At 72.2% G+C, this 25,356-nt stretch carries 26 protein-coding genes; 8 read left to right on the forward strand and 18 right to left on the reverse strand.

Annotation, left to right across the window (positions count from 1 at the left end; translation table 11 throughout):
* The first annotated feature begins 19 nt into the window (after positions 1–19).
* The gene (locus OG912_RS13210; RefSeq protein WP_327709495.1) at positions 20–1,198 is read left to right on the forward strand and encodes a thiolase C-terminal domain-containing protein; all 1,179 of its coding nucleotides are present in this window, start codon (positions 20–22) and stop codon (positions 1,196–1,198) included.
* 49 nt (positions 1,199–1,247) lie between these two features.
* Positions 1,248–1,922: a pyridoxine/pyridoxamine 5'-phosphate oxidase gene (locus OG912_RS13215; protein ID WP_327709496.1), complete on the forward strand. Its 675-nt coding sequence runs from the start codon at positions 1,248–1,250 to the stop codon at positions 1,920–1,922.
* Between the two features lie 24 nt (positions 1,923–1,946).
* Here the strand turns inward: OG912_RS13215 and OG912_RS13220 are convergent, their stop codons facing one another.
* Positions 1,947–2,126 (reverse strand): ferredoxin, encoded by a 180-nt coding sequence (locus OG912_RS13220; protein WP_326737991.1) that lies wholly within the window; start codon positions 2,124–2,126, stop codon positions 1,947–1,949.
* 29 nt (positions 2,127–2,155) lie between these two features.
* Complete coding sequence (locus tag OG912_RS13225) at positions 2,156–3,355, reverse strand: cytochrome P450 (protein ID WP_327709497.1); 1,200 nt, start codon at positions 3,353–3,355, stop codon at positions 2,156–2,158.
* 179 nt (positions 3,356–3,534) lie between these two features.
* Between OG912_RS13225 and htpX the strand changes: the two genes are divergently transcribed.
* Together htpX and pspAB are read left to right on the forward strand one after the other, a co-directional pair.
* A complete protein-coding gene (gene htpX, locus OG912_RS13230) occupies positions 3,535–4,446 on the forward strand; it encodes a zinc metalloprotease HtpX (protein WP_327709498.1) in 912 nt (303 codons plus the stop codon).
* 11 nt (positions 4,447–4,457) lie between these two features.
* Positions 4,458–5,042, forward strand: a complete 585-nt coding sequence (gene pspAB, locus OG912_RS13235) for a PspA-associated protein PspAB (protein WP_327709499.1) — start codon at positions 4,458–4,460, stop codon at positions 5,040–5,042.
* Positions 5,043–5,071: 29 nt separating this feature from the next.
* Here the strand turns inward: pspAB and OG912_RS13240 are convergent, their stop codons facing one another.
* Positions 5,072–6,118, reverse strand: coding sequence for a Gfo/Idh/MocA family protein (locus OG912_RS13240; RefSeq protein ID WP_327709500.1), 1,047 nt, complete (start codon positions 6,116–6,118; stop codon positions 5,072–5,074).
* 1 nt (position 6,119) lies between these two features.
* Positions 6,120–7,169: a Gfo/Idh/MocA family protein gene (locus OG912_RS13245; protein ID WP_327709501.1), complete on the reverse strand. Its 1,050-nt coding sequence runs from the start codon at positions 7,167–7,169 to the stop codon at positions 6,120–6,122.
* A 187-nt stretch (positions 7,170–7,356) separates the two neighbouring features.
* On the opposite strand from OG912_RS13245, the gene OG912_RS13250 reads away from it, so the two are divergent.
* Positions 7,357–7,740 (forward strand): hypothetical protein, encoded by a 384-nt coding sequence (locus tag OG912_RS13250; RefSeq protein ID WP_327709502.1) that lies wholly within the window; start codon positions 7,357–7,359, stop codon positions 7,738–7,740.
* An 11-nt stretch (positions 7,741–7,751) separates the two neighbouring features.
* Here OG912_RS13250 and OG912_RS13255 read toward each other — a convergent pair whose 3' ends face one another.
* The 3 genes from OG912_RS13255 to OG912_RS13265 are packed head-to-tail and all read right to left on the reverse strand — an operon-like array spanning position 7,752 to position 9,273.
* Positions 7,752–8,186, reverse strand: coding sequence for a GNAT family N-acetyltransferase (locus OG912_RS13255; RefSeq protein ID WP_327709503.1), 435 nt, complete (start codon positions 8,184–8,186; stop codon positions 7,752–7,754).
* 26 nt (positions 8,187–8,212) lie between these two features.
* A complete protein-coding gene (locus OG912_RS13260) occupies positions 8,213–8,461 on the reverse strand; it encodes a DUF397 domain-containing protein (protein WP_327709504.1) in 249 nt (82 codons plus the stop codon).
* Complete coding sequence (locus OG912_RS13265; RefSeq protein ID WP_327709505.1) at positions 8,458–9,273, reverse strand: helix-turn-helix domain-containing protein; 816 nt, start codon at positions 9,271–9,273, stop codon at positions 8,458–8,460. The genes OG912_RS13260 and OG912_RS13265 overlap by 4 nt, the downstream gene beginning before the upstream one ends.
* Positions 9,274–9,357: 84 nt before the next feature.
* Here OG912_RS13265 and OG912_RS13270 point away from each other — a divergent pair, with 84 nt between their 5' ends.
* Entirely contained in the window at positions 9,358–9,762 is a 405-nt protein-coding gene (locus OG912_RS13270; protein WP_327709506.1) for a hypothetical protein, read from the forward strand.
* Between the two features lie 27 nt (positions 9,763–9,789).
* On the opposite strand, the gene OG912_RS13275 is transcribed toward OG912_RS13270, so the two are convergent.
* The gene (locus OG912_RS13275; protein WP_327713413.1) at positions 9,790–10,449 is read right to left on the reverse strand and encodes a TetR/AcrR family transcriptional regulator; all 660 of its coding nucleotides are present in this window, start codon (positions 10,447–10,449) and stop codon (positions 9,790–9,792) included.
* A 178-nt stretch (positions 10,450–10,627) separates the two neighbouring features.
* On the opposite strand from OG912_RS13275, the gene OG912_RS13280 reads away from it, so the two are divergent.
* Positions 10,628–12,085 carry an MFS transporter gene (locus OG912_RS13280; RefSeq protein WP_327709507.1) on the forward strand — a complete coding sequence of 486 codons (1,458 nt, stop codon included), beginning with the start codon at positions 10,628–10,630 and terminating at the stop codon, positions 12,083–12,085.
* A gap of 163 nt (positions 12,086–12,248) precedes the next feature.
* Here the strand turns inward: OG912_RS13280 and OG912_RS13285 are convergent, their stop codons facing one another.
* Entirely contained in the window at positions 12,249–13,157 is a 909-nt protein-coding gene (locus OG912_RS13285; RefSeq protein ID WP_327709508.1) for an IS5 family transposase, read from the reverse strand.
* Positions 13,158–13,237: 80 nt separating this feature from the next.
* On the opposite strand from OG912_RS13285, the gene OG912_RS13290 reads away from it, so the two are divergent.
* Complete coding sequence (locus OG912_RS13290) at positions 13,238–14,695, forward strand: membrane-associated oxidoreductase (protein WP_327709509.1); 1,458 nt, start codon at positions 13,238–13,240, stop codon at positions 14,693–14,695.
* Between the two features lie 108 nt (positions 14,696–14,803).
* Here OG912_RS13290 and OG912_RS13295 read toward each other — a convergent pair whose 3' ends face one another.
* From OG912_RS13295 to OG912_RS13335, 9 genes are all read right to left on the reverse strand, one after another.
* The gene (locus OG912_RS13295) at positions 14,804–15,991 is read right to left on the reverse strand and encodes an NADase-type glycan-binding domain-containing protein (protein WP_327709510.1); all 1,188 of its coding nucleotides are present in this window, start codon (positions 15,989–15,991) and stop codon (positions 14,804–14,806) included.
* 1 nt (position 15,992) lies between these two features.
* The gene (locus OG912_RS13300) at positions 15,993–16,556 is read right to left on the reverse strand and encodes a phage tail protein (protein ID WP_327709511.1); all 564 of its coding nucleotides are present in this window, start codon (positions 16,554–16,556) and stop codon (positions 15,993–15,995) included.
* The gene (locus tag OG912_RS13305) at positions 16,553–18,514 is read right to left on the reverse strand and encodes a putative baseplate assembly protein (RefSeq protein ID WP_327709512.1); all 1,962 of its coding nucleotides are present in this window, start codon (positions 18,512–18,514) and stop codon (positions 16,553–16,555) included. Before OG912_RS13305 ends, OG912_RS13300 begins: the two co-directional genes overlap by 4 nt.
* The gene (locus OG912_RS13310; protein WP_327709513.1) at positions 18,514–18,951 is read right to left on the reverse strand and encodes a GPW/gp25 family protein; all 438 of its coding nucleotides are present in this window, start codon (positions 18,949–18,951) and stop codon (positions 18,514–18,516) included. Before OG912_RS13310 ends, OG912_RS13305 begins: the two co-directional genes overlap by 1 nt.
* On the reverse strand, positions 18,948–19,265 hold the full coding sequence (locus OG912_RS13315) for a PAAR domain-containing protein (RefSeq protein WP_326737974.1): 318 nt from the start codon (positions 19,263–19,265) through the stop codon (positions 18,948–18,950). The genes OG912_RS13310 and OG912_RS13315 overlap by 4 nt, the downstream gene beginning before the upstream one ends.
* An 80-nt stretch (positions 19,266–19,345) precedes the next feature.
* On the reverse strand, positions 19,346–21,118 hold the full coding sequence (locus OG912_RS13320) for a VgrG-related protein (RefSeq protein WP_326737973.1): 1,773 nt from the start codon (positions 21,116–21,118) through the stop codon (positions 19,346–19,348).
* Positions 21,115–21,837, reverse strand: a complete 723-nt coding sequence (locus OG912_RS13325; RefSeq protein ID WP_327709514.1) for a CIS tube protein — start codon at positions 21,835–21,837, stop codon at positions 21,115–21,117. The genes OG912_RS13320 and OG912_RS13325 overlap by 4 nt, the downstream gene beginning before the upstream one ends.
* A 61-nt stretch (positions 21,838–21,898) precedes the next feature.
* The gene (locus OG912_RS13330; RefSeq protein ID WP_326737971.1) at positions 21,899–22,324 is read right to left on the reverse strand and encodes a phage tail protein; all 426 of its coding nucleotides are present in this window, start codon (positions 22,322–22,324) and stop codon (positions 21,899–21,901) included.
* A gap of 86 nt (positions 22,325–22,410) precedes the next feature.
* Positions 22,411–25,353 carry a hypothetical protein gene (locus tag OG912_RS13335; RefSeq protein WP_327709515.1) on the reverse strand — a complete coding sequence of 981 codons (2,943 nt, stop codon included), beginning with the start codon at positions 25,351–25,353 and terminating at the stop codon, positions 22,411–22,413.
* Between the last annotated feature and the right edge of the window lie 3 nt (positions 25,354–25,356).

Below are 25,356 nucleotides of genomic sequence, written 5' to 3' on the forward strand. Positions count from 1 at the left end.
CTGATGTACCGTCAGATTCATGCCTGCCACGCCCTCTTCCCGCCGCAAGGTCGCTGTCGTCGGCATATCCCTCGCCGACTGCGGACGCGTCGACACGGCCACGCCGTACGCCCTGCACGCCCAGGCCGCCCGCCGGGCGCTGGCCGACTCGGGACTGGAGCGGTCCGTCGTCGACGGCTTCGCCTCCGCCGGGCTCGGCACGCTCGCCCCGGTCGAGGTCGCCGAGTACCTGGGCCTGAAACCCACCTGGGTGGACTCCACCTCGGTCGGCGGATCGACCTGGGAGGTGATGGCGGCCCATGCCGCCGACGCCATCGCGGCGGGCCGCGCCAACGCCGTACTGCTGGTGTACGGGTCGACGGCCCGAGCGGACATCAAGGCGGGCCGCCGCACGTCGAACCTCTCCTTCGGGGCCCGGGGCCCGCTCCAGTTCGAGGTGCCGTACGGGCACTCGCTGATCGCCAAGTACGCGATGGCCGCCCGCCGTCACATGCACGAGTACGGCACCACCCTGGAGCAGCTCGCCGAGGTGGCGGTGCAGGCGCGGGCGAACGCGGCGGCCAACCCGGACGCGATGTTCCGCACCCCGGTCACGGTCGACGAGGTGCTGTCGGGCCCGATGATCGCCGACCCGTTCACCAAGCTGCACTGCTGCATCCGCAGCGACGGGGGCTGCGCGGTGCTGCTGGCGGCGGAGGAGTACGTACCGGACACGGCGAAGGCGCCCGTCTGGATCCTCGGCACCGGCGAGCACGTATCGCACTCCACCATGTCGGAGTGGGACGACTTCACGGTCTCCCCCGCCGCCGTCTCGGGCCGCCTCGCCTTCGAGCGGGCGGGGGTGCGGCCGGCGGACATCGACCTGGCCGAGATCTACGACGCGTTCACCTATATGACGCTGGTGACGCTGGAGGACCTGGGTTTCTGCGCGAAGGGCGAGGGCGGCTCCTTCGTGGAGAAGGGCCGCACGGGCCTCACCGGCGAGCTCCCGGTCAACACGGACGGCGGCGGCCTGTCGGCCTGCCACCCCGGGATGCGCGGACTGTTCCTGCTGGTGGAGGCGGTACGCCAGCTGCGCGGCGAGGCGGGGGCCCGGCAGGTGCGCAAGGCGGGGGGCCGGCTGCCGGAACTGGCGGTGGCGTCGGGGACGGGCGGCTGGTTCTGCTCGTCGGGGACGGTGGTGCTGGGACGGGGGTGAGGGGGGCGGGGGCTACGTTCCGTCGGCGTCCGTCCTGTGCAATGGGTCCATGAGCGACGCACAGAAGCCCTTCCTCGACCTCCTCCACGCCCAGCGTGTCTGGGACATCGAGCTCCCCGTCTTCGACCCGGCCGCGGCACCCCCCGCCCCGCTCCCCCTCTTCCACGCCTGGTTCGCCGAGGCCGTCGCCGCCGGGCAGCCCGAGCCACACACGATGACGCTGGCCACCGTCGACACGGAGGGCCTGCCCGACGTGCGCACGCTGATGCTGCACGACGCCGACGAGCGCGGCTGGCACTTCGCCACACACGCCACCAGCGCGAAGGGCCGCGAGCTCGCCGCCCTCCCGTACGCCGCCCTCGGCTTCTACTGGCCCTCGCAGGGGCGGCAGGTGCGGGTGCGGGGCCCCGTCATCGTCTGCTCCCCCGCCGAGAGCAGCGCCGATCTGCACGCCCGCTCGACCGGGGCCCTGGCCTCGGCGCTGGTGGGGCGGCAGAGCGAGGTGCTGGGCTCGACGGGGGAGCTCGACCGGGCCTCGGACGCCGCGTGGCAGCGGGCACAGGAGGAGCCGGAGACGGAGGTGGCGAGCTGGACGCGGTACGTGGTCGAGCCGCGCCAGGTCGAGTTCTTCCAGGGCGACGCCCGGCGGCGGCACGTACGGCTGCGCTACCGCCGGGCGGGTGCGGACCGTGCGGACTGGACGCGGGAGCTGCTCTGGCCCTGATATGCCCAGCGTCCGGCCCCCGGATCAGGTGATCGTGATGGCCTGTACGGGGCAGGCGCGGGCGGCCTCGCCGACCATGGGGCCGGGCTCGGCCTCCGCCAGGAGTTCGCTGAGCCCGTCGTCGTCCTGGGTGAACACCTTCGGGGCGGCGAGTGCGCACTGCCCGGCCCCGATGCACACGTCCCTGTCGATATCGATCCGCATGTCCGTCCGTCCTTCCGCTCGGGTTCCGGTCACCACGTCACGGGCAGTTCGAGGAGCCCCTGCACCGTGTCCCCCGGTTTGAACGGGATCTCCTCGACGGGCACCGCCAGCCGCAGGCCGGGCAGGCGGCTGAAGAGCGCGGGCAGCGCGATCTCCAGTTCGGCCCGCGCGAGGTTCTGGCCCAGGCACTGATGGATGCCGAACCCGAACGCGACGTGGTTGCGCGCACCGCGGCCGAGGTCCAGCTCGTCCGGCGCCGGGTAGACGGACTCGTCCCGGTTGATCACCGCGGCGGACAGCAGGACACCGTCGCCCGCCCGGAACGTCGCCCCGCCCACCTCGATGTCCTCGACGGCCACCCGTGAGAGCCCGTCGGCGATGGACAGGAAGCGGAGCAGTTCCTCGACGGCGGCCGGAATCCCGGCGCCCGAGCCGTCACGCATCAGGGCCAGCTGGTCCGGGTGCTGGAGCAGGGTGAGGGTGCCGAGCGAGATCATGTTCGCGGTCGTCTCGTGGCCGGCCACGAGCAGGATCTGGGCCAGCCGCACCAGCTCCTCCAGGTCCACCGCCCCGGTCTCCAGCTGCTTGGCGATGAGCTCGTCGAGCAGTCCCTCGCCCGGGTCGCGCCGCTTCCGCTCGATCAGGGTGCGGAAGTACTCGTTGAGCGCCTCCCGCGCCGCGTCGACGTCGGAACCCGCCGGGCCGCGCAGCAGCTTGCGGGACTGCGCCTCGAAGAACTCGTGGTCCGCGTAGGGCACGCCGAGCAGCGCGCAGATGACCATGGAGGGCACGGGCAGCGCGAAGGCGTTGACCAGCTCGGCCGGCGGCCCCTGCTCGGCCACCGCGTCGAGCAGCCGGTCGACGATCTCCTGGATGCTCGGCCGCAGCGCCGCCGCCCGCCTGACCGTGAAGCTCGGGATCAGCATCCGGCGCTGCACGTTGTGCTCCGGATCGTCGACGCCGAGCAGTTCGACGCGCCGCTGGGCCGTCGCCGCCAGCCGCGGGGCGAAGATCGGGAAGGCGGGATTCTCCCGGTCGGACGACAGCCTCGGGTCCACCAGCAGCGCCCGCGCCTCGGCGTGGCCGGTCACCAGCCACACCGTACGGCCGTCGAAGAGCCGGACGCGGGACACGGACTGCTGACCGCGGCTCGCGCTCGGATAGCCGGCCGGCGGGTGATAGGGGCAGGTGCGGTTCTGCGGGAAGGAGACGGTCTCGGTCTCTGTCATGGCGGACCTCACGAGGAGAGGGGGTGTCCTACCGATCACCCACCACTAGATGCCTCAGGCATCTAAATGGCTAGGTGATGTTCGGCCAGATCCCCCGAACCCCACCCGACTGCCCGCCCTTATCCGCTTTCGACAGCCGAGGAGCACTATGGGAGGCAGGCGAGGACTGGAGGTCACCCATGACCAAAACCCGTAGCCGGTACGCCCCCGACCACGGTCTGACCACACGCATGGTCACCACCATGTTCCTGATCGGCCTGCTGTACGTGGTCCTGGTCGGCGTCCTGCTGGCCGTGCTGCGCGGAGCCTGGCCGATCATCCTGATCATCACCGGGGGCATGTTCGTCGCCCAGTTCTGGTTCAGCGACCGCATCGCGGCCTTCAGCATGGGCGCCCGCGAGGTCACGCACGAACAGGCACCGGAGCTGCACGGCGCGATCGACCGGATCTGTGCGCTCGCCGACATGCCCAAGCCCCGGGTCGCCATCGCCGAGAGCGACGTACCGAACGCCTTCGCGACCGGCCGCAGCGAGAAGACCGCCCTCGTCTGCGCCACGACGGGTCTGCTGCGAAGACTGGAGCCGGAGGAGCTGGAGGGCGTCCTCGCCCACGAGATGTCGCACGTCGCCCACCGCGATGTCGCCGTCATGACGATCGCCTCGTTCCTCGGCGTGCTCGCGGGCATCATCACCCGCGTGGCCCTGTGGGGCGGCTTCTCCCGCAACAGCCGCAGCAACGACCCCATGGGCATCGCGATCATGCTGATCCCGCTGATCAGCGCGGTCGTCTACGCCCTGAGCTTCCTGCTGACCCGGCTCCTGTCGCGCTACCGCGAACTCTCCGCCGACCGCACGGCCGCGCTGCTCACCGGAAAGCCCTCGGCCCTCGCCTCCGCCCTCACGAAGGTGAGCGGGCAGATGGCCCGCATCCCGACGGAGGACCTGCGGAAGGCGGAGCCGTACAACGCCTTCTACTTCGCCCCCGCCTTCTCCTCCAAGGAGAGCCTGAGCCGGCTGCTCTCCTCGCACCCGACGCTGGAGCAGCGTCTGGACCAGCTGGCCCGCATCTCCGCCGACCTGTCCCGCCCGTAAGGAGTCGTCCCGTGGGTCTGCTCGACACCATCCTGGGCCGCAGCAAGCCGGTCCGCCCCGACCTCGACCAGCTCTTCGCCGTCCCGTCAGCCGCCCTCACCCTCCAGGCGGCGACCGGCTTCGTGCCGACGGGCCTGGGCTCGGTGTGCTTCGCGGGCGTGGAGGGTGCCGGTTTCGCCCGTATCCAGCAGGACGTACGAGAGCTGCTCGACGCGGACACCGTGCACGGCGGCATCCCGGTGGAGTTCAGCCGGGACACGTACGGCTACACCTGGCTGCTCGCCCGTCAGCCTCCCGACGACCTCGCCGCCCTGGTCAATGACCTGCACGCGGTCAACACCCTGCTCCAGGACGGCGGCTTCGGCCCGCAGCTGCTCTGCTCGCTGATCGGCTTCCGGGACGGGGAGGGGCGGTCGCTGGCGCTGGTCTACCTTTTCAAACGGGGAACGTTCTACCCGTTCGCCCCATTGCCGGGTGGTGGCGAGAAGCGGGACAACCAGCTGGAGTTGCAGGTCCGCGCCGCTCTCGGGGACGACCTGCGGGTGGAAAAGGACCTGGCGCGGTGGTTTCCGGTGTGGGGGGCGCCGGGGCTGTGAGACCCGGCGGCGCCCCCACTACGAAATCGTCAGGCCGCCGCCGGGGCGACCGGGGCGCCGTCCTCGCGGGCGGAGGACTGCGCGGCCTCGACCACCGCGACCGCCGCGTGGATGTCGGCCGCCGTCACGAGCGGCGTACGCCCGTAACGGATGTCGTCCCGGAACTCCTCGAACAGCCGCCGCAGCGCCGTCGTCCCGGCGGGCCCGCCGACCTGCCGGGGCACGCTGACGCCGTCCGCCCCGCGCACCGCGAAGGCCGGGGCGTCCTCGTCGGCGAGGACATGACCGTGCGAGCCGAGCACGCGCAGGCTGGACGAGACGGGGGCGGGGCCGACACCGGCGGGCGTACGGGCCACGGTGACGGTGGCCACCACCCCGTTGCGCAGCCGCAGCGAGAGGACCGCCGCGTCCTCGACGCCGTACGCGCCGTGCGGGCCGTCGAAGAGCGGCGCGTGGGGCGCGGCGCTGCTGAAGGCGACGACCTCCTCCACATCGAGGCCGGTGAGGTGGCGGATCGCCAAGGCGGGATACCACCCGAAGTTCATCAGCTCACCGCCGCCGGACAGGGCGGGGTCGCAGACGAGTTCGGGGCGCTCGACGGTGGCTCCTTCGAGTCCGCCGGCCGCCAGCCACTCCACGTCGACGGCCAGGGGCAGGCCGATCGCACCGGAGTCCACGATCCGCCGGGCCCGGACGATCTGCGGGGAGTAGAGGCGGTGCACGGCGGTGAGCAGCCCGCGTGAGCGCTCGGCGGCATCCCGCAGCCGCCGCGCGTCGCGCGAGTCGGTCGCCGCGGGCTTGTCGACGATGACGTGGCAGCCGGCGTCGAGCGCGCGCACCGCGAGGTCGACATGGCGCGTGGGCTCGCTGCACACGAGGGCGATGTCGCAGGCGGCGAGGCCCTCGTCCAGGTCGAGCAGCGGGATGCCCGTCGCCTGCGCGAGGGCCGCACTGTCCTCGGCGAAGGGGCTGTCGGCGGTGTCGGCACAGCCGATGACCTCGAACCCGGGCATGGACTTCAGCATCGGTACGTAGTCACGGGCGTGCCGGACCCCGGATGCGATGAGGACCCTCATGTCAGCAGACCTCCTTGACGTCGACGGGCCGGCCTTCGTCGGCACTGAGCTGCGCCGCGAGGGCGGCGGCGAGGGCGGCGCGTATCTGGTGGGGCGCGGTCAACGGGGCGGCGGCACCGTCGAGTACGTCGCGCAGGTGCCGGGTCTGCTCGGCCATCGCGCCGTCGATCGAGGCCGGGGCGACGGGGGACGCGGTGTGCACGCGCGGCTCGTCCTCGCTGCTGTGGTGCAGGGTGCCGGACGTGCCGGAGAGCATGAGGCGGCGGACGAAGGTGCCGCGCTGGACGAGTGCGTAACAGAGCTCGATGGTGGCGAGGGCGCCGCCGGCGAAGCGTACGAGGATCTGGAAGCTGTCGGGGGTCGGCATCCCGGCGGCCCAGGTGTTGGTGGGGCGGGCGAACACCCGGACCGGTTCGTCGTCCATGAGCCAGGTCAGCAGGTCGAGGGCGTGCACGCCGTTGTGGGCGACGTGGCCTCCGGACCGGGCCGAGTCCAGCTGCCAACCGCGCCAGCCGCCGGACCAGACGTGCCCGGTGTACCAGGTGAGGTGGGCCAGGCGGGGCGTGCCGATCGCGCCTTCGGAGACCGCCTTGGCGATCTCCAGGTGGACGGGCTGGAAGCGGGCCGTCTGGGCGACGAGCAGCGGCCGGTCCGCGGCCTTCGCGGCGGCGAGGATCCGGTCGGCGTCGGCCACGTTCAGCGCGGCGGGCTTCTCCAGCAGGACCGCCCGCCCGGCCCGGAGCGCGGCCACGGAGAGGTCGGCGTGCGACTCGGGCGAGGTGCACACGGCGGTGACGTCGACGTCGTCGGACCAGGCGGTGGCCGGGTCGGTGGACCAGGTGGCGCCCTCGGCGAGAGCGGCCAGCGCGGCGGCCCGCTCGGGGTGCCGGTCGACCACATGGGCCAGCCGGAGTCCCGGGACGCCCGCGAATGCGGTGACGTGATCCCTGGCGATGGCGCCCGCCCCGATGACGGCCACGCGGTGCTCGCCGCCTTGCCGTCCGGGGCCGCGCGGCCTCTGGTCGTCTCCGGTCACTGGGTCGGGGGACATCCGGCTCCTCGCTGCGCTTCCTGAGCTACTAGGACATCGGACATCTTATGTCTGATGTCCTGCGCTGAACACCCGGCCCTTGCTCGATGCCCGGAGGGCGCGTGGGTGACGAGGTGGCGAGGGCGCGTCGGCCTCGGGCAGGGGTAAGTGGGCCTCGCACGTTGCGAGGCCGTGCAAGGGTGCTCGGGTGTTCAATCGCCTTGAGATCAACGTGTTGCCACCGGGCCCCCGATGGGCTGCCCAGCTGTCTTTCCGGATCGACGGCGAGGAAGTGGTGGCAGCGGCGATCGGAGTGGGAGGCCGCAGCCCGTTTGCCGAGGAGGCATTGCCGGCCGCCGGCCAGGGCCCCCTCTGGGCAACCGACGAGGGACGACGTGTGGTGCTGGGTGAGCCCGAGTGCACGGGCGGATGCTGTGGCTACCTGTCCGTGTTCGTGCAGCGTCACGGCGGGATCGTGGAGTGGTCCGACTGGCAGGTGCCCGTTGATGACGCGCGCCCTCCGGCTTTTCACTTCGACGCCGATCAATACGACGCCGAACTGACGCGCGCGCGGGCAGCGTTCACCTCGTGACAGCCCGCATTTCACTGGCGGGCGGCGGCCGGCTCCTGCGGGCAGAGGTAGAACAGCTCCGGGTCGCCCTCGTCCAGGCCGTGGAGCAGGCCGGCCGGGCTCCATCCCGCGCGTTGCAGCAGCCGCTGCATCGGCTGGTTGGAGACGTTCGTCGAGGTGAACAGCTTCGGGGCACTGCACGAGGCCGCGGCGTCCGCCAACAGGCGCTCACCCACACCTCGGCCACGGGCGGCGGGCGCCACCATCAGCATCGTGACGAAGCCCTGCTCGAAGAACGTGTACTCCACCACGACGTAGCCCAACGGCCCGGACGCGTCCTCGACCACGGCCGCGAGGCCCTGCCGACACCAGTCCCGGATGTTCCGGCGCCGCGCCTCGTCGCCTTCCGCCGCAACCGAGTCGATCCGGGCCAGCGCGTCGGCATCCGCCTCGCTCGCGCGCCGCACGGCGAACGCCCCCGCGTCCACGCGCGTCAGCCGTTCGCGGCGTGGCCCAGGAACGCGGTCCAGGCGGCGGGGGCGACGGCGAAGGTGGGGCCGTCGGTGACCTTGGAGTCGCGGACGTGGACGGTGTGGGGGCAGGTGGCTACCTCCACGCAGAAGCTGTCCTCGTTGAGGCTGTAGCTGGACTTGTGCCAGTTGTAGGCGACTTCGATGCAGGCTTCGCCCTCGTTGCCGCTGTAGCTGGACTTGAACCAGGTCAGTGCGGGTCGGTGGCTCACAGTTGTCTCACCTTCGTCTCGATAATCTCTGCGGACTTCCAGGGGTTGAGCGCCTGGGCCCGCAAGATGCCGAAGAGATCGAACATGTCGCCCACCTGCTCCGGCTTCGAGATCAACTTACCGCCGCCCTGCGCCTCCACGTACAGCAGACTGCGGCCTTCCGCCGTGGACATCAACTGCATGGGTCCCATCAACCCCGCATGCGTGTGCTGAGCCGATGGCATCACCTGCACCGTCAGGTGGTTGAACCGCTCAACGCAGTCGAGTACGTGCCGCAGTTGCTCCTTCAACACCTCCGGTCCGCCAAGCGTACGGTCCAGGACCGACTCCTCGATGACGTATCCGATGCGCGGCGGCGGCGTGCGCGACAGCACCGCTTGCCGTTCCAGCCTCGCTCCGACGTGCCGGGCGATCTCGTCCTCCGTGTACGCCGGTACGCGCGACCGGTACAGCGCATGCACGTACCCCTCCGTCTGGAGCAGACCCGGGATCAGCATCGTCTCGTACGCACTGATGACCCGCGCGTTCCGTTCCAGCTTCGCCCAGTCCAGGAACTTCGCCGGGTACTTCTCCTCATCCACCAACTCGCAGCACGCCGCCAGCGCCCCGCCCGCCCCGAACACCCGGTCCGCATCGATCAGCAGGTCGCGCGAAGGGATGCGCTCCGCCCGCTCCACCGCGCCCATCAGCGACTCCGAGATCAGCAGCTGCTCCGCCGCCTCCTTCTGCGTGAGCCCCGCCCGCACCCGGTGGATTCGGATCAACTCCCCCACCAGCCGCCGCCCGTGCGTCGTCTCGCTACTCGTCCCCACAGCCGTCACCGCCCTCCCCACATCCCACCGATGTGGATCGCGTCCTCCTGGTCACGCTACGCAGTCGCCGGAATGCTCGTAGCCATGACGCAGAAGAAGCACCCCGAATGGGTACCCGCCACGGGGCTCCAACTCCACCTGACCGGGATCCACTTCGACGCGATCCGGTTGCGCGGCGTACGGGGCGAGGCGGTGCTGCACCACCTCGCCACCCTCACGGACGACGATCCGGGGCCCGTCGTGCGGGAGATCGCGGGAGGGCGGTGGACGTACTTTCTGCTCGAACCCGGCGCGAGCCAGGATTTCGACTGGCCGCCCGGCGCGACGTGCTTCGGCCCGACGGCCCGCGACCAGTACGTGGGGATTCCGGCCGCCCACGGCAACACGTACCCACTCACCTGGCGGTGCGGGCCGCCCGAGGACGGGGACTTCGTGGACGCGGAACTGCTGCACGGCGTCGTGACCGCGCAACTCGTGCCCGGGGAGTAGGCCCCGGGCCGGCGCGGGTCGGTCGGGTCAGGCTCCGGCGCCGGGTCCGGCCTGGAGGCGGAGGCCCGCCAGGGTCAGCTCCAGGCCCGCGAGGAACTGTTCCTTGTCGTCATGGCCGTCGAACTCGTCGACGATGTCGTGCATGAACGGAAACTCCTCGGCGTCGAGCTCGCGCCACATCTCGGCGTAGCGGCCGAGGAACTCCTCCCGGTTCACGGCGCCGTCGAGCACCTCCTCGGGCGGCTCCTGCCCCATGTCGGCGGCGCTGCCGACCACATCGCCCACGATCGCCGACACGGCGTGGAACCGCTGCCGCGGCGTGAGGTCGAGTCGGAGGGTCTGCTGCCCCAGCGCCTCGTAGAGCCGCAACGAGTTGCCCCGGTCGACGAGGTCCCGCATGAAGTGCGGACCCAGCCACGGCCGGTCCACGATCGCGTCGAACAGCGTGACGGCCATCACGCGCAGGTCATCGATCGGGTCGTCACTGGCGGCCTGCCCGTCGATCTCGGCCAGCACCCCGCCCAGCACATGGTCGATGGCGCGGTCGAGCAGTTCGTCCTTGCCCGAGACGTACCAGTAGATGCTGCCGACGCCGGTGCCGAGCCGGGCGGCGAGGGCGCGGAGGGTCAGTGCCGACGCGCCCGCCTCGTCGAGCAGGGCCACGGCCGCGGCGAGAACGGCCTCGATGGAGTGCGAAGCCCGCTGACGTCCTCGGGAAGGGCGATCGGCGGGTCGGGGTCGCGGGCCTGTCATGGCACTCATCCAATCACAGCTTGCCCATTTATCGAACCGTGTTCTATGCTCGAACCATGTTCCATTGTCGAACGTCGTTCGATGTTCGACACCGTCCGAGAGGAGGCCCGCTATGACTACGACCGCCACCGAGCCCGCCGCATCGCGCACCTATCCGTCGCTGCGCGCGGCATGGATCCCCCTGGCCGCGCTCTGCCTGGCCTTCTTCGTCGAGATGGTCGACAACACACTGCTCTCGATCGCACTGCCCACGATCGGCCGGGACCTCGACAGCGGCACGACGTCGTTGCAGTGGGTCACCGGCGCGTACTCGCTGACGTTCGGCGGTCTGCTGCTGACGGCAGGATCGATGGCCGACCGGCTCGGGCGCCGGCGTGTGCTGCTGGTCGGCCTCGCGGTGTTCGGTCTGCTGAGCCTGGCCGTCGTCGCGGTCAGCACCGCAGGGGAGCTCATCACCCTGCGGGCCGGCCTCGGCATAGCCGCAGCGGCGATGGCCCCCATCACCAACTCGCTGGTCTTCCGACTGTTCGACGACAAGGCGCTGCGGATGCGCGCCATGACGCTGATGATCGTCGTCGGCATGTCCGGCTTCGTCCTCGGCCCGCTGCTGGGCGGCACCGCCCTGGCTCATGTGCGGTGGCAGTGGCTCCTGCTCGTCAACGCCCCGATCGCGCTGATCGCGGCCATCGGCGTCCGTCTCGGCGTCCCGGCCGACCGGCCGCAGGACCTGACCCGCGACAGGCTCGATCTGCCGGGCGCCGCACTGAGCGTCACCACCATCGGCCTCGCCTGCTACTCGCTGACGAGCGGCGTCGAGCACGGCTGGCTCTCCACGATCACGCTCGCCTCGGTCATCGGCGCCCTCGCCGCGGGCATCGCGTTCGTATGGCACGAGCGCCGCAGTGCGGCGCCCATGCTGGATCTCCGCCTCTTCTCCAACGGCACCGTCCGTGGCGCCGCCATCGCCCAGATAGGCACGGCCATCGCGATGGCCGCCGTGATGTTCGGGCTGATCCTCCACTTCCAGTACGCCTACGGGTGGAGCCCGGTGCGGGCCGGCCTGGCGAACCTGCCGCTCATCGTGACCATGATCCTCGCGACGCCCCTCTCGGAGTGGCTCGCGAAGAGGTTCGGCCACCGCATCGCCTGCCTCGTCGGCGCGGCCTGCCTGGCCGGCTCGCTGGCCGGCCTGTCCTGGGGCGTCGACCACGGGTACGGCGCCATCGCGGCCTGCATGGTCCTGATGACCGTCGGGCTGCGCACCGTCATGACGATCTGCGCCATCGCACTCGTCGACGCGATGCCGGGCAACCGCACGTCGATCGGCACGGCGCTCAACGACACCGCCCAGGAGGTCGGAAGCAGCATCGGCACCGCGGTGGTCGGCACCCTGATCGCCGCGCTGGTCACCACCCAGCTGCCCGCAGGCACCTGGAGCGACGCCCTGGTGGCGTCGTTCTTCCACGGCGAGCGGATCACCTACGCGGTGCTGGCGGTCATCGTCGGCCTGGTCGCGGCCGGCGGTGCACTCACCCTCACCGACTCCCGCGCCACCGAGGAGCACGCCTGAGGGCTGTCCCGTAAATGATCTCCAGGTTGGTGTGCCTGTAGTCCGTCCGGCAGTGGGCCACCTGGCTATCCGGCGAGGGCGAGGTTGTACAGACGGGCGATACCGGCAAGTTCAGTCGAGCTGCCCATGGACAGCCCACACCATGGCAGTTACGGGACAACCCTTACGAGCTCGTGCACGATAAGAATCGCTGCAGGTCAGCGGCCTGCACCGGTTCGGCGTCCGAACCGTTGACCTGTGCGGATGTGGCAGCCGCTCCTATCGTGCACGAGGTCGTTAGGGTGGCGCTTGAGGCGATTGATCCCGCACTCGACCGCATGGCGCTCGCGGTAGTCGGTCGTGCCGAACGTCGGCGGGCGGCCGCCGCGGGAGCCGAGGTTCTCGCGGTTGCGGATCCGATCCGAAGGGACCGGGATCGTCGCCTTGATGCTGTGCCTGCGTAGGAAGGCTCAATTCTTACGGGAGTCGTGGCTTTGTCGGCACGGACCCGGTCCGGTCGTTTGCGTGGCCGACCTGGTCCGAGCCGGGGCACACGAATCGCCTCCAGGACCGGCTCGAACTGCGGGGAGTCACCCCGCTGACCAGTCGTGATCACAAAGGACAGCGGCTTTTGCCCCTGTTCAACTGCGCGGTGGATCTTGGTGGTCAGTCCGCCCCTGGAGCGTCCGAGCCCGTGGTCGGCCGGCTCGACGGCGATCCCTCCGGGCGGCGCCTTCTGGAGATCCCCCATGGTCGCTGCCCCAGCCGCGTGCTGGTGGGCACGGCAGACGGTGGAGTCGATGTTCACCTCCCAGGCGATCAGGCACTTCGCGTCCGCCTGCGCCTGGAGCTGGGTGACGATCCGGGCCCAGGTGCCGTCCCGCTGCCAGCGCCGGAACAGGTCATAACCTCGGTCCCACGGGCCGTACCGCTCGGGCACATCGCGCCACGGTGCACCAGTCCGGGTCCGCCACCGTATGCCGTCTATCAGCTGCCGCCGGGTCCACACCGGCGGACGGCCCGTCTTGATGCCGTGCGGCAGTAACGGCTCAAGCGGGGGCCACTGGTTGTTCGTCAGGTCACCACGATCCACAGCACGTGATCATTCACAACCAAGATCCACTTTCGCAATGGATCCCTATGCCCTCGCCCCTACGGGGTAATGTCCCGCAGGTGGAGATCGTGGAAATGACCTCGCTGGAACGTCGCCTCTGTCAGGCATTCCCTCGCGGCGAACCGATCGACCTCCGCCAGTCCCAGGACGAGAACCCCGAACAACCCAGCGCCTGGGGTCCCGAACGGACCGTCCGCGCCGAGGTCATCCGCACCCTCCTCCTCAATGGTCCGTCCGAACCCGGCGAGGTGCCCGCCCTCTACCTCACTGGTGCGCGGATCACCGGCCTCCTGAACCTTCAGCACGCAGAGATACCGCACCCCATCCGCCTGAACAACTGTCACTTCGAGCATCCGCCAGACTTCCGCGGAGCGCAGACCCGTCAGCTGGACCTCAGTGCGTCCTGCCTCCCCACCCTCATGGCCACCGCCATACGCGTCGACGACGACCTCCGGCTCACTGGCTGCTGCATTCCCGGAAGCGTGCAGTTGGGCAGCGCACAAGTCTCCGGCGGAATCTTCCTCGACCGCGCCCGCATCGGCGTCGACGGCGGGTGCGTCCTCCAGCTCAGCCATGCCTCCATTGGCAACGACATCTGGGCACCCCAACTGGTGGCCCACGGCGAGATCCGCATCGGAGCCGCCCGCATAGAAGGCGCCCTTGATCTCGAAGACGCCCACATCACTAACTCGGGAGGTGATGCCCTCAACGCCGCCCACCTGACGGTCGGAACCAGACTCAACGCGGGCGGCCTCGTGGCCGAAGGCCGCGTCAGACTCACCGCCACCAAGGTCACCGGCTGGCTCACCTTCATTGAGGCCCGGCTCCGCAACCCGGGCGGGGTCGCACTGGGCATCAGTAGCTGTGAGGCAGCAGGGTTCTCGCTCTGGGACGCGGCCCCAGTCTCAGGCCACGTCAAAATGCACTACGCCAACTTCAAGGTCATCCACGCCAAGCCCGAAGTCTGGCCCGTCACGGTACGTCTGGAGGGCCTGACATACGAGACTCTCGCCCCGCGCCTGCCGGCCGCACAACGGCTCGCCCTGCTCGAGCGGGACGAAGACGGCTTCGTGCAGCACGCCTACGAGCAACTCGCTGCCTCGTACCGCCGCGTCGGTGACGACGCCGAAGCCCGTGCAGTGCAACTCGCCAAGCAACGCCGGCACCGGACCACGCTGCCCTGGTACGGAAAACTCTGGGGCTACCTCCAGGACTCCACTGTTGGCTACGGTTTCCGCCCCATTCGTGCTGTGGCCTGGCTCCTGGCTCTTCTGCTCCTCGGCTCAGTCGCCTACGGACTGGACCATCCACCCGCGGCCGAGCGGGGCAAAGGCCCGGAGTTCAACCCGGTCATCTACGCTCTCGACCTCCTCCTGCCCATCATCGATTTCGGCCAGGAAAAGGCATTCACTCCGACCGGCCCTTACCAGTGGCTGTCGTATCTCCTGATCGCAGCAGGTTGGATCCTCGCCACAACCATTGCCGCCGGAGTGACGCGCAATCTGAACCGCCAATAGCCCGTCCTGCCTGCAAGTGAGGAGACCGTGCTGGTCGAAGTCCACAGTGATGGGCTGTGACCAGCACTTTCGCAACAGGCCCCAGGGCCCTGGACGGCGTCCAGGGCCTCAGGTGCGCTTGAAGTACTCGATCTCCCCGAGGGCGATCGGCCGTCCACCCCCCTGACCTGCCGCTTCGCGCACGACGAACTCGATGGAGACGACGTCGCTGATGCCGGTCCGTACCGTCTGCTCGCCGGGCTTGTCGGTGAGTGACCAGGCCTTCTCGTGGATCTTCCCGTCCTTCGTCCTGATGCGGAGGTCCGCCTGTGTCGGCCTGGCGCCCTTCTGGAACGCCTCGGGCTTCGTCGACACCCCGGTGTGGACCGTGACGCCGACCAGCCGGAACGGCTTCTCGAACTCGGCGGTCAGCGAGGCTCCGGCCTTCGGGGCGCCCCAGTAGGTGTTCGTCACCCCGTCCGTGGCCAGTTTCGCCGGGTGCCCGGCGGTGGCGGCGCTCGCCGTGACGCCGGTGGGGCTGATCTCCCCCGTGTCGCCGAGCTTGTCCCGTACGTCCTCGATGACATAGCGCCCGGCCGGCACGAGCAGGAAGCCCGCGATCAGGAGCCCGACGATCAGCAGGGCCAGCACGCTCCCCCGCACCAGACGCCCCGACCCTGCCCGCACCTTGCGGTCGAACGGCCACCTGGTACGCCACCAGGGCAGCGGTTCGGCCTGCTCGCCCGGGTGGAGCGGCGTCGCGCAGCGGCCGCAGAACTTGCGTCCCGGCCGGTTGAGGGCCCCGCACGACGGGCAGGGGAAGCCGTTCGTCTCCTCCTGGGCCGCCACCGGCCTGACGACGGGGCGCTGGGCGATCGGCACGCCGGGCTGTACGGCCACCACGGGCTCGGCCTCCACCGGCGGTTCCGGCCGAGCCGGTCGTACGGGGGCGGGCGCGGCCGGTCGTACGGGAGCCGGCGGGGCCGGTGGTGGTACGGGGGTCGGCGCGGGCTCGGGGTCGGGGGCCGGCTCAGGCTCGGGCGTCGCGCGGCTCGGCGGCTCCTCCGCGACCGGTGCGGGAGTGGGTGCGGCGACCGGCGTCGGGGCCGGCGCGGGGCGTGGGGACGGCACCGGGGGTGCGTCATCGCCCTCGGGCGGCCCCGTCTCCTCCGCCGGACGCGCCGGCGCATCGACCTCCGGCGCCGGGGCCGCCGTTCGGGCACGGCGCGAGGACCACCCCAGGTACGTACCGCAACTTCCGCAGAAGTCCTCGTCCTCCTCGTTGGCGGCTCCGCACGCCGGGCACGAGCGCGTCACGTCAGTCTCCTGTCTCGTCCGGTGCGCCTGGGAGGATCTCCACCCGGCAGGTGAGGTGAGCGGGGCACGATGCCTGGACGACGGCCAGGAAGCGGGCCGCGTCCACCGGCCGTCCCGCCGATGCCCGGACCCGTACCAGCAGTTCGCCGGTCGGGGCGGGAGGGAGTTGTCCCCCGGGCTCCGACGACCAAGCGGCGCCGCCGCCGTCATGGATGACGGCCTCCACGCCGAAGCAGAGCCGGAGGTGTTCGGTGAGGCCGCGGCGGGTGCCGCGCCACCGGTGGAGCTCCACGGCGCGGGCGACGGCGGCCCGGCGCAGTTCCACCGGCCAGGCGGGGTCGATGTCGGCGCCGACCCAGGACGACAGCCAGGGCAGGAAGTCGTCCGGGGTGAGCGCCGGGTCGAAGTAGGCCGGGAGGTTGTCCAGGGTGGACAGGACGGGTGCCAGGACGGTGTCCAGGCCCGCCGTGAAGCGCTGGGCGAGGTCGTCGTCCGCGTACAGCGCGGGCAGCAGCCCGCCGATCGGGTAGCGGCTGGGGAGCCCGGGGACCGCGGCCCTGGTCATGGGCGCTCACCGGCCCCGGCCGCGGTGACGACGACCTGGTGCTGGTGGGAGAAGACGAGGGCGTTCGCGGCGACGTCGATCCGTTCGGCGGCCGCTCCCCGTCGTCCTGTGAGCGGGTCGGCGGGGAACAGCCGTACCTCGTCCACCAGCCGGACTCCGCGCACGCTCTGGAGTACGGCGAAGATCTCCCCGTACTGCACGGGCCTGCCGAAGGGCCAGCCGGTGCGGTCCGCGCCGCCCCGCAGCGGGTCGATGTGGCGGAACAGCGCGTCGAGCGCCTCGGCGCGGACGCGGTCCACGTCGCCGTCGGCCGCCACCAGTTCGGCGACGACGGTGACGCCCTGGTAGGCGGGCGGTTCGACGATCAGCCGGGTGCCGACCAGCCTCCGTTCGTCGAGCCGTTCGGCGACCGCCGCCAGCACCGAGTCCGGCGGGATCAGCTGCTCGAACCGCAGCCGGCCGCCTTCGTCGGGGACCGCGTCGGGCACCACGAGAACGCGCACCGCACCGGCCTCGCCCGCGACGGCGGGCAGGCAGCGGACCCGGTGCAGCGAGGGTGCCGCCTCGCGGGCGATGACCTCGTAGTCCTCGGCCGTGACCGCCCGTTCCTGGACGCGGAGGATGTTCGGCGCGCGCACCTTGGCGTTCTCGACGCTCTCGCCGTCGACCCCGCCGCGGGCCGCCTCGCGGTTGTCGACGCCGGCGACGTACGGCACCGAGCTGCGCAGCACCCGGATGGCGCCCCGGGCCACGTTCCCGGCGGCGCCGCCGCCCGTCCGGTAGCGCGGGATGCGGAGCTGGGCGCCCTTCGGGGGCACCGCCCCGTACACGCGCATCGTGCCGTCCGCCTCGCGGACCTCCGGCGGGAAGGCGAACCGGCCGTTGACGGCGTCGATCCGCACGTGGCGGTCGCCCGGTGAGGAGGCGCCGAAGTGCTCGACCGGTGTCCAGACCTGCCAGCCCTCGGCGGAGGACACCTGGACGACCGGCGGGTCCCCGTCCAGCAGGAGCGGCACCCTGCGTACGGAGAACGTCTGGCCGGCGACGCCTTCGGAGGTGCCGAGCGGTACGTCGAGGACGGTCTCCGCGTGTTCGACGCCGGTGGTGCCGCCGACGGTGAACACCTCGGCCTCCCGGATCGTCGGCGACTCCGAGTAGAAGGGCTGTCCCGGTTCGGGCGGGGTGACCCGGCAGCGCAGCCATCCGGCCCGGACTCCGGCCGTCACCGATGCCGTGTGCCCGGCGGGGACGAACACGGTCACCTCACCGGGCTTGTTGAGCCCGCCGGTGCTGTCGGTCCCCGTCAGGCAGGGCACCCAGCGGGCGCCGTCCCACGCCTCCCACACCAGCGGCGGCTGCCGGGGGTCGACACCCACGCCCTCGACGCGGCTGTCGAGGCGTATGGCGACGATGCACCGGGGTACGGCGGTGGGCAGCCCGAACAGCAGGGCGTCGCCCGGCTCCGGGCGGGACTGGAAGCAGGGGATGTCCTTGCCCGCGCCGAGCGGTGCGGTGCGGTCGGTCTGGTCGCCGGAGGCGGGGGCGGTGACCAGCCTGATCAGTGAACTCGGCACGATCGCCAGGTCATCGGCGGTCGAGAAGACCACGGCCTCCTCGGTCTCACCGCGGGCGGTGGCGACCTCCGTACCGGCCGGGAGCCGCACCAGGTCCGGCTGGGGGGCGGACAGCCAGAAGTCGACGTCGGCGCGGGCGACCGTCGGCGGGAACAGCTGCACGCCGAGCAGGTCGAGGAAGGCGGAGTAGTTCCGGTCGGGCACCCGGTTGAGCCGGTACAGCAGCTGGTCGACCATGTACGCGAACGTCTCGATGAGCGTGACCCCGGGGTCCGACACGTTGTGGTCGGTCCACTCGGGAGAGCGCTGCTGGACGTACCGCTTGGCCTCGTCGACGAGCTGCTGGAAGCGCCGGTCGTCCAGGTTGGGGGAAGGCAGGGACATCAGGCCGCACCCGCTTCTTCGGAACTCGCCTCGGGACTACCGGAGTTCGGGATGGTGTAGAAGGGGAAGACGAGGTTGCGCAGGTCGTTGGTGGACCGCACGGTGTAGTGCACGTCGATGTAGAGGGTTCCCTCGTCGACGGTGTCGAAAGCGATCACCACGTCCCTCACCTCGATGCGGGGCTCCCAGCGCTCCAGCGACGTACGCACCTCGTGGGCTATGCGCCCGGCCGTGGCACCGTCACCCGGCGCGAAGACGTAGTCGTGGATGCCGCAGCCGAACTCGGGCCGCATCGGCCGCTCCCCCGGTGCGGTGCCGAGCACCAGACCGATGGCCTCCTCGATCTCCTGGTCCCGCTCGACCATGCCGATGCCGCCCGTGGCGCCGACCCGCAGCGGGAAGCCCCAGCCGCGGCCGATGAATCCGGACCCGCTCATACCGGGCCTCCGATCAGGACGTTCGGCGCACCCATGATGATCTTGGCGCCGCAGCTGGTGGTGTCGCCCATGCGGGCGGCCGGCAGTCCGCCGATCAGGACCGCACCACCGGCCAGGGCGGCCGGGTTCGGCATGACGACGTTGCCCGGCCCGAGCAGGGCGTGCGGCGGGATGGCACACACGTGCAGGCTGCCGGTGACGGCGGCCGGCTTGCCGCCGATCAGCACGGTGACGACAGCCACCGCACCCGGTGGCGGGGTGCCGATGACGCCGCCGTGGACGGTGGGGTCGCCCGAGCGGGCTGCGGGGGGCATGGCTGCTGTTCTCCTTGCTGGGCCGGGGAGTTGTGTCGGGGAGTTGTGTCGGGGAGTTGTGTCGATGAGGGGTTCGGGTGTCAGTTGATCCGGATGAGCCTGGCCTTGAGCACGGCGAGCAGTCCGCCGTCCACGGTTACCCCGGTCTTGCCGTTGATGGTCACCGAGGCCCCCTTCACGTTCACGTTCCCCGTACCGGCGTCGAGCGTGATCCCGGACCGGCCCAGGGAGAGGGAGCTCAGCACCCGGGAGGTGCCGCGGGCGAACACCTTCAGCGCGATCTCCCCCTTCCGCTCGTCCAGGGTGACCTCCAGCTGCTTGTCACCGGTGGCCAGCCGCACTCCGGACGGGCCGCGCGGGGCGTCGAGCAGTTCGATCCGGTTGCCCGAACGGGACACCAGGGAGCGGCGGTTGACCTTGCCGCTGGTCGCATCGACGAGCGGGACGTCATGGGGCGAGGGCTTGTCGACGCCGTTGTAGAGGCCGCCCAGCACATAGGGGCTGTCCAGCAGGCCCTGCTCGAAGCCGACCAGTACCTCGTCGTTGACCTCGGGGCTGAACACCCCGCCGCCGCCCTGGCCGCCCCACTGCACCGTACGGACCCAGTCGGACACATAGGTGTCGTCGAGCCAGGGGAACTTCAGCTTGACCGAGCCGCGTTCGCCCTTGCCCTTGCCCTCGCGGATGTCGGTGACCACGCCGATCGCGAGGCCCGGGATGCGGGGGCCGCGCGGGGGCGCGTCGCCGCCGCCCGTGAGCCCGGTCAGGGAGCGGTCGGGGGCGGCGCTGACCAGCACGGTCGTGCGGTATCCGCCGTGCGGGTCGAGGACGTGGTGGGCCGCCGTCGCCGTGTAGCGGCCGGCGAACGCCGGTCCGACGTTGCCGAGGGCGACGGGTTCACCGGCCCGCAGCCGGGGGTTGCCCTCGGCGACCGCCTCGATCTCCCCGAAGCCGGAGCTGACCCGTGCGGCCACCGCCCCGGCGACCGAACCGGCCTCGGCCTGGGTCCGGTACGGGGTGTCGGCGACCGTCATCCTGGCCTTCGGGCCGAACGCCCCGGCCGCGACGGACGGGCTCATCCCGGGGACCACCGTGGTGGAGCGGACGGACGGCTCGCGTGCCACGAGACGGGTCTTGGTCTCCACGTCCCAGCCGCGCACCTCGACGCTGTCCGCCCCGTCCGCGCCGGTCAGCACGGCACGCAGGGCCAGCAGATTGCGTCCGTACTCCAGCACCATCGGATGACGGGTGGCGGAGGTCGAGGGAGAGGGCGCCGAGGCCGCCGGCTTCGGCTTCACGAACTGCAACAGCCCCTTCTCGTCCACCCGCACGTGTGCGCCGCTCTCGCCCGCGAGGTACTGGAGGAAGTCCCAGTCCGAGACGTTGGGCTGGGTGAGCTGCTTGTACATGACGGGCGCCGCCTCGACCTTCCCGCAGGTGAGTCCGGCACCGGCGGCGACCTTGCGGACGATGTCGGCGGCCTTCATGTTGCGGAACGCCACCACTTTCCGCCCGCGCTGGAGCCGGTGGGCCTTGGAGAAGGCGCGGACGACGGTGAAGGAGCCGGTGGTGTCGCTGTCGAGTTCGAGCGCGGTGACCTCACCGGTGAACAGCCGCTCGCGGGCCCGCTCCTGGACCGTGACCACCGAGATCTTCAACGGTGTGCCGATGGTGATCCCGGTGGCGGTGAGCAGCGTGTGGTACGGATCCCGGTACGTCAGCACGGCGGTGTCCGGCAGGCCGACGTTCTCGTCGACCGCGCAGCTCACCAGCTGGGCGGCCCAGGCCTGGGGGAGTTCGGCGGGCGCCTCGACGATCGGGTCGGCGGCGAAGGAACGGGCGGGTGCGGTCACCGGGTGCCCTCCGGGGCGTGGTCTTCGAGGCCGGGCACGAGGAGTTCGGTACCGGGGGCCAGTTGCATGGGGTCGTCGATGTCGTTGGCCTCGGCGATCGTGCGCCACGCGGTGGCGTCACCGTATTCGCGCCAGGCGAGCAGCGGCAGGCTGTCACCGGCCACGACCCGGTGGGTACGGCGTGCCTCCCGCGAGCCGGACGTGGGGTTCTGTCCGGCCGGGTCGACGCTCGCCTCCTCGATCGAGAGGGAGCAGGTGGCGCGCAGCGGCTTCCCGTCGACGTCGAACAGCGTGTACGAGACGGAGAGGCTGGACAGCACCCCGTCGAATGACGTCGTCTTCGACGTTCCCCAGTCGAAGCGCACCCAGGGGCTCGACGGCTTCTTGCGGCCGAGGCTGCTCGGGGTGGGTACACAGGCCGTCATCAGCTGCTCGACGGCTTTCTCCACCGAGTTGTCGTGGGTGGCGGTGGCGTCCAGGAAGACGTCGAGGGACAGCGACCGGGGCCCGCTGCCCACGAATTCGGGCAGCGCGGAGGCGCCGGCCGTCCGGGAGGGCGTACGCCGCCACTCGGTGCTCTTGGACAGGGAGAGCGTCGCCGGGTTGAACTGCAGCGTGAGCCGGGCGAGGGTGCCGGCCGGTTTGGCGCCCACGTCCGACGGCGGCTCCATGATGGTCAGCTGGGCACGGGCACGGCTCGTGCGGGCGGCTGATGGCATGGTGTCCCTCCTTCCTGCTCGTCTGTCTCCTGGGCTCGGGCGCGGGTGGACGGGCGGTCCATCAGGACGGCACCAGGCCCTCGTGCGCGATCTCCAGGGTCTCGATCGCCGCCTCGGAGCTGGACGGGTCGAAGGAGGGTCCCTGCCAGCGCACCGGGACGATGCCCTGGACCTGCCAGCTGATGATCCGGCTGAGGTCCGGACGGAGTGCGACGATCTCGCCGTCCTTGCGTTCCACCCGCTGCGTCGTCTCGTTCAGCCAGCGCGCGATCTTCAGCGTGTCGGCGGTGACGGGGCGGGTCAGCGTGATGTTGGTCCAGGTGATCCGCCCCGGCAGCTGCCAGGTGAAGCCGTTGTTGCCGCCCTCGGCGTACTGCTCCAACTCCACCTCGGCGCCCAGCCCCGAGCAGGTGTGGAAGGCCCCGAGGTCGCTTCCTCCGATGGCGAGTTTGAAGAACACGCTCGTCGCGAAGATGTTGTCCGTCATGTGCTTCTCGTCTTCTCTGCTGTCCGTGGGGTGGCGCGTCTTCTTCTCTGCTGTCTGCGGGTGGCCTGGCGGGCGGGGTGCCGGCTTCAGCGGCGGCCGTCGTGCGGCCGTCCGGAGCGTTCCCGGCCTCTGCGCAGGTCCGCCCGGATGAGCCTGCTGACCGGGTCGAGCAGCCGGCGGGCGAGGTCCTCGATGTCCACGCCACCGGCCCCCTCGTTCGTTCGCGGCGCACCGGCGGCGGCCGGTGCCGCTTCGGCGGGGGTACGGGAGGGCTTCGGCTGGACCACCCGCACGGGGACTCCGGCGAGCCCCGCTTCGGCCACCGCACGCTGGACCGCCTGGGCCCGTGCGTCCGGGGCGCGGTGGCCGGGGGCGGGGCTCCGGGGCACGGGTGCGGGACCTCCCTGGGCTCCGCCGGGCCGGACCGGTGCGGGGCGTGACACGCGCACGGCGAGGTCCTGCGGTGCGCCGGACGGGGCGTCGGTGGCCGGCGCCGGGCCGGTGGCGGGTGCGCCGGTCTCGGGCGCCACCGGCATCTGGAGGCGCTGCACGGGCACGGCGACGCCCCCGGGCCGGGCGGACCCGGGCGGGTGCGGGCGCACCACCGGGACGGGCGGGGCGGGCGTGGCGGGCGTGCGCGTGGCAGATGGGGCGGACGGTGCGGGCATGACGGACTGCTGTGCGGGCGAAGGCAGTTCAGGGGTACGCGCGCCGGGTTGACCGGGTCGTTCCCGTCCGGGCAGGGGCGGCCCGGACGGGGTGGCGCCGCGTGCCGAGCGCTGGACCAGCCGCGTGAGGGAGCGTGCGGCGGGCCCTCCGGTGTTCCCGGCCTTCGCACCTTCTCCCGGTACGTCTCCTTGCGGGGCAGCACGGCGGGCGGGGGACCCGGCCACCTGCGCTCGGACTCCCGTGGAGGGTGCGCCGGACGGCGAGGAGCCGGGCACGGACCGCTGGACGGTGGCGGGGTGGGCCGGGGCGGCCTGCCGACTTTCCGGCCGGGCGCCGCCACCGGCCGGGGGCTGCCCGTCGGAGACCTGCGGCCGGGCATCCCGCCGCCAGGTCGCCGCCACGACGGGCCGTGTGGTGGTGGCCGATACCGGCGCCGTGAAGCCCTCGGCCGCTCCGGTACGCACGGTCAGCGTCCGCCCGGCGAGCAGGGCGCGCGACCGCTGGACCGCCACCTTCCCTGATTCACCGACCGGCCCCGGTGCCTGCCCCTGGGGGCCGCGCGAGGTGATCCGCCGGACGCGTACGGGGGCGGGCGGAGTGGCCGGGGCCGTGGAGGAGGGCGGGGTGACGGTGGTCGTGGAGGAGGGCGGGGTGACGGTGGTCGTGGACGTGCGGGTGGGGTCCGCGGCGCGTTGGACGGCTGCCGGCTGCGCGGAGGGCGATGCGGGTCCGGCGCCCGGGTGGGCCGGTGCGCGCAGGGGCATCGCGGAGGGCGGCGGCGAGGAGGGCGTGGACGCCCTGCGCTCTCCGGCAGGCGGGCCGCCCGGCAGCGGGCCCGTGGTTCCGGGCCGCGCGCGACGGGGGTCGCCGAGCAGCGGGGCGTCGTTCGCGGTGCCCGCGGTGCCCGCGGTCGGCGGGAGCGAGGAGAGGGGCGCACCGAGCCCGCCCCTGGTGCGGGCCTGCGAACCCGGGCCGCGGGGCGCGGAGGCGGGCGGCCGGGGCGCGGAGGCGGGGCCGTCGCCGGATGCGGGCGTCTCCGTGCGGCGCGTGGAGGGTGCGGGTGCGCGCTGGACGGCGGGCGGAGGACCGGGTGTGCCGGGCCGGGGGGCGGCGGGCCCGGATGCCGGGGCGGCACCGGGGAACGGACGCTGACGATCCGCCGGCTGCCCGCTCTGTCGCCGCTGCCCCGGCTGTCGGCCCACCTCGGTCGAAGGCTTCGGCGGGGCAGGGAAAGCGGTCGCGGGGGAAGCGGTGGCCGGGGAAGCGGGCGCGGCCGTTTCCGGTGTCTGCCGCTGGACCACGGGCAGGGCCGGGTCCTGCGGCGCGGTCGATCCGGAGGGCGCGCCCGACGCCGGGCCGGGTGCGACGAACGGAGCCGCACCGGGGGGCAGTTGCCGCAGGGGCCTGCCCAGGGCGGGGCGTACGGGAGGCGCGGCAGGCGCCTCCGGGGCACGCTCGGGCGCGACGGTGGGCAGGCGCTCACCGGGGGCCGCGCGGCCGGTGTCCGTCCGGCCGGGCGTGGCCGCTTCCCCGACCGGAGTGGCCGGGGTGGGCGGCGCGGGCGGGGCGAAGGCGGCGAGGCGGCGCGGGGCCGTCACCGGCCGGCGGGCGACGATCAGGGGTGGCGCGGTGCGCCGGGGACGGACCGGGGCGGGCCGGGCGGCCGTGGTGGCCCCGCTGCCCGTGGACGTGGACTGGCCCGTGGACGTGGACGCACCGGCCCCCCGAGCCGCGGACGGCCGAGGTCCGGCCACGGGGCCCACTCCGGTCCCCGCAGTCGCCGCAGCCCCCGCCGTCGCTTCGTCCGAGCCGGGCTGCCGGCTCGCCGGTTCACGCCCGGCGGCGCTCCGGGGCTGCGTGCCGCTCGGGCGCCGGCCGGCGGCGGGGGTCCGCTGAACGGCGGGCGTACGGCCCGCGGAACCCGAAGGCGGGGCCTGGACCGGCTCCTCCTGTCCGCCGGTGGTGGCGGCGCGCAGCAGCAGGGGCGTTCCGGGTGCGGTGGTGGGACGGGCGGTGCCCGGCCGCGTCACACCGTGGATGAGGCCCACCGGTGCGGAGGGCAGGACCGCGTGGCCGAGTTCGCCTCCGTACGCGATGTTCTGCCACGAGGCGAGCCGGGACCTGAAGCGCAGCCCGTCGCTCACCCCGATCGAGGACCGGGCGACGGTCACGGCCGGTGGCGCGACCCGCCGCCAGCCGCCGTCCCAGTCCCGGTCCGCCTCCGGACGCGCGGGCCGGACGGCCTCCGGCGCGGCCTCGGGTTCCGTACCGTCTCCGGCGTCGGTCTCCGCGGGCGCCGAGCCGGGTGGGCCGGCGGCCTGCCGCCGGCTCCCCCTGCCGAACCAGTCCCTGAACTCCACGCC

Source organism: Streptomyces sp. NBC_00464, assembly GCF_036013915.1.
Classification (GTDB): Bacteria; Actinomycetota; Actinomycetes; order Streptomycetales; family Streptomycetaceae; genus Streptomyces.

Bases quoted from the DNA above. Each gene is read 5' to 3' on its own strand.
- OG912_RS13305 (WP_327709512.1), bottom strand. From the start codon at position 18,514: ATGTCCCTGCCTTCCCCCAACCTGGACGACCGGCGCTTCCAGCAGCTC.
- OG912_RS13300 (WP_327709511.1), bottom strand. From the start codon at position 16,556: ATGACCAGGGCCGCGGTCCCCGGGCTCCCCAGCCGCTACCCGATCGGC.
- OG912_RS13210 (WP_327709495.1), top strand. From the start codon at position 20: ATGCCTGCCACGCCCTCTTCCCGCCGCAAGGTCGCTGTCGTCGGCATA.
- htpX (WP_327709498.1), top strand. From the start codon at position 3,535: ATGACCAAAACCCGTAGCCGGTACGCCCCCGACCACGGTCTGACCACA.
- OG912_RS13220 (WP_326737991.1), bottom strand. From the start codon at position 2,126: ATGCGGATCGATATCGACAGGGACGTGTGCATCGGGGCCGGGCAGTGC.
- OG912_RS13280 (WP_327709507.1), top strand. From the start codon at position 10,628: ATGACTACGACCGCCACCGAGCCCGCCGCATCGCGCACCTATCCGTCG.
- OG912_RS13325 (WP_327709514.1), bottom strand. From the start codon at position 21,837: ATGCCATCAGCCGCCCGCACGAGCCGTGCCCGTGCCCAGCTGACCATC.
- OG912_RS13315 (WP_326737974.1), bottom strand. From the start codon at position 19,265: ATGCCCCCCGCAGCCCGCTCGGGCGACCCCACCGTCCACGGCGGCGTC.
- OG912_RS13240 (WP_327709500.1), bottom strand. From the start codon at position 6,118: ATGAGGGTCCTCATCGCATCCGGGGTCCGGCACGCCCGTGACTACGTA.
- OG912_RS13330 (WP_326737971.1), bottom strand. From the start codon at position 22,324: ATGACGGACAACATCTTCGCGACGAGCGTGTTCTTCAAACTCGCCATC.
- OG912_RS13215 (WP_327709496.1), top strand. From the start codon at position 1,248: ATGAGCGACGCACAGAAGCCCTTCCTCGACCTCCTCCACGCCCAGCGT.
- OG912_RS13270 (WP_327709506.1), top strand. From the start codon at position 9,358: ATGACGCAGAAGAAGCACCCCGAATGGGTACCCGCCACGGGGCTCCAA.
- OG912_RS13310 (WP_327709513.1), bottom strand. From the start codon at position 18,951: ATGAGCGGGTCCGGATTCATCGGCCGCGGCTGGGGCTTCCCGCTGCGG.
- OG912_RS13225 (WP_327709497.1), bottom strand. From the start codon at position 3,355: ATGACAGAGACCGAGACCGTCTCCTTCCCGCAGAACCGCACCTGCCCC.
- OG912_RS13245 (WP_327709501.1), bottom strand. From the start codon at position 7,169: ATGTCCCCCGACCCAGTGACCGGAGACGACCAGAGGCCGCGCGGCCCC.